General features: G+C 33.3%; 1 protein-coding gene. It reads left to right on the top strand.

Annotated features, from left to right (window positions below; genetic code table 11):
• Positions 1-222 precede the first annotated feature (222 nt).
• The coding region (locus tag Q0828_RS24330) for an L-type lectin-domain containing protein (protein ID WP_298427960.1) at positions 223-2,765 on the top strand (2,543 nt) is incomplete at its 3' end.

The following is a 2,765-nucleotide window of genomic DNA, read 5'->3' as shown; positions in this document are numbered from 1 at the left end:
ATGTATATAGAATTCTAAAACTTCATTCTTTTATAACGATTAAATTCAAACAAGAATGGGATAACAAAAGATTTTATCAATCATTTTACTTTAAAAAGATAAATCATCATATTTGTCTTATATAATTGTAAGACAATGAATTTAAGCAGAAAAATAAATTTTAAAAGTAAAGTATTCATAGCAATACTTTTACTTTGTAGCTTTCAGCTTCATGCACAATTAATGCCTTCTTTAATAGGTGATGCAAATGATATTGGAGGTGATTGTTTTGAAATTACCGAAAACTTAAATACACAATCTGGAGCAGTTTGGTCTGGTACTCCTGTTGATATGAACAATGATTTTGTCATTGAATTTAGAGGTTTTTTTGGCACAAATGACGCCAATGGAGCTGATGGAATTGTATTCATTCTAAAAAACTCTGTAACACCTGAAATAGGAAACTTAGGAGGAGGAATGGGCTATGAAGGAATAAACAACTCCTTAGCTGTCGAGTTTGACACTTGGCAAAATAATGACTTGGGAGATCCTTTTTTTGATCATCTTGCAATCATAAGTACAGGTGTTAACAATCACAATGCCGCAACAAATCTTGCAGGACCTGTTCAAGCTTCAGCTACATCAGTAAATATTGAAGATGGCGCAGAACATATTATTAGAATTGAATGGACTGTTGCAACAAACACTTTAGATGTATATTTTGATTGTGATTTACGACTCTCATATTCTGGCGATATTGTAAATACCATTTTTTCAGGGGTTACTGATGCTTACTTTGGTTTTACAGGATCTACAGGTGGTGCTGCAAACCTACAACGTGTTTGTTTTGACTATGTATCATTTGCAAATTCTCTATCATTAGATGATCAAAATATTTGCCCTGGTAGTGTTGTTAATTCTATTGATGCTACAGTTACAGGCGCTACAACATACGCATGGACTCCAACTACAGGAGTAAGTGATCCTTCTATAGCAAATCCGGTATTTACACCTACTGCCACTACAATATATACCGTAAGTATCACAAATAGTTGTTCAGAAATAATTCAAGAAAGTTTTACAATTACTATAGATCCACTTCCTGTGGCAAATACCATAAACGATTTTTCGATTTGTGATGATGACTCTAATGATGGTATAAATGCTTTTGATTTCACAAATTTAGATGCAACTGTGCTTGGGGTACTTGATCCGATGCTATTTTCTGTAAGTTATCATGCAAGTCAAATGGATGCTGATGATAATACAAATGCATTAACTTTTCCATATACAAATACAGCGCAATGTGAACAAATATATGTTCGAGTAGAAAACGATGCGAATCCAACATGTTACAATACTACAAATTTTGAAGTTTGTGTAAATACGCAACCCATAGCGAATCAACCTAATAATATGATGGCTTGCGATATAGGGAATGATGGAGCAGAAATCTATAATCTCTCATTGCAAGAATCAAATATATTTGGAATGCAAAATGCTACAGATTTCAATATTTCTTTTCATGATAGCCAAGCAGACGCAAATAGTGATATAAATCCACTTCCTACAATGTATTCAGGAATAGATGGTGAAATTATTTTTGTTCGAATTGAAAGTGCCGAAGTTGGAAACGATTGTTTTGCGACAACTACTTTTCAACTAATATTGAATGAAATTCCCGTAGCAAGTACAATTGCTGATTTTAGGGTATGTGATGATGTTTCTAATGATGGTATAAATGCTTTTGATTTCACAAACTTAAATACAACTGCACTAGGAACACTTGATCCGATGCTATTTTCTGTAAGTTATCATACAAGTCAAATGGATGCTGATGATAATACAAATGCATTAACTTTTCCATATACAAACACAGCACAATGTGAACAAATATATGTTCGAATAGAAAACGATGCAAATCCAGTGTGTTATGATACTACAAATTTTGAAGTTTGTTTAGATTCACAACCTATTGCCAATCAACCTGATAATATCGTGGTTTGTGATTTTGACAATAATGGTTCTGAAGTTTTTGATCTTAGCATGCAATTATCAGATATTTTAGGAGCGCAAAATACTGTCAACTTCAACATTACATTTCACGCAAACCTAACGGATGCTGACGATAACATGAATGCTTTAGCTACTATGCATAATGGTGCAAATGGGGAAACAATTTATGTTCGTATTGAAAGTACACTTGCTGGAAACGAGTGTTATGATACAACTACGTTTGACTTATTATTTGATATTCCTCCAATCGTAACAATGCCAACTGATTTAATTGTCTGTGATGATGAAGTTTCTGATGGTTTTACAGAAATAGACTTAAATGTAAAAAGTGCTGAAATAGTAAACAATCAACCGGGATTTTCTGTACAATACTATTTAACACAAGTTGATGCGGATAACGATGTTAATCCACTAATAATTCCATATACAAATATCAGTAATCCGCAAACCATATTTGTGCGTGTAGAAAGTGGTAACTCAGGCTGTTATGTTACAACTTCGCTAGTAATTTCTGTAGAAGATGCACCAGCTGTTTTTCCAGCGACACCTTTAGAATACTGTGATACTGATAATGATGGTTTTGGTATTTTTGATATCAGAAGTACGGAAAGTCAAGTAACAGGAGGAATTACAACTAATATTGTAGTTACCTATCATGAAACACCAGAAGATGCTGATAATAATGTCAATGTATTGGATGATACTTACACCAATATCAATGCCTACAATCAAACAATTTATGTACGTGTAGAAAATGTCCTTACGGGATG

The sequence above is a fragment of the uncultured Kordia sp. genome (assembly GCF_947496985.1).
GTDB lineage: Bacteria > Bacteroidota > Bacteroidia > Flavobacteriales > Flavobacteriaceae > Kordia.
This window is presented reverse-complemented; position numbering and strand designations above follow the sequence as displayed.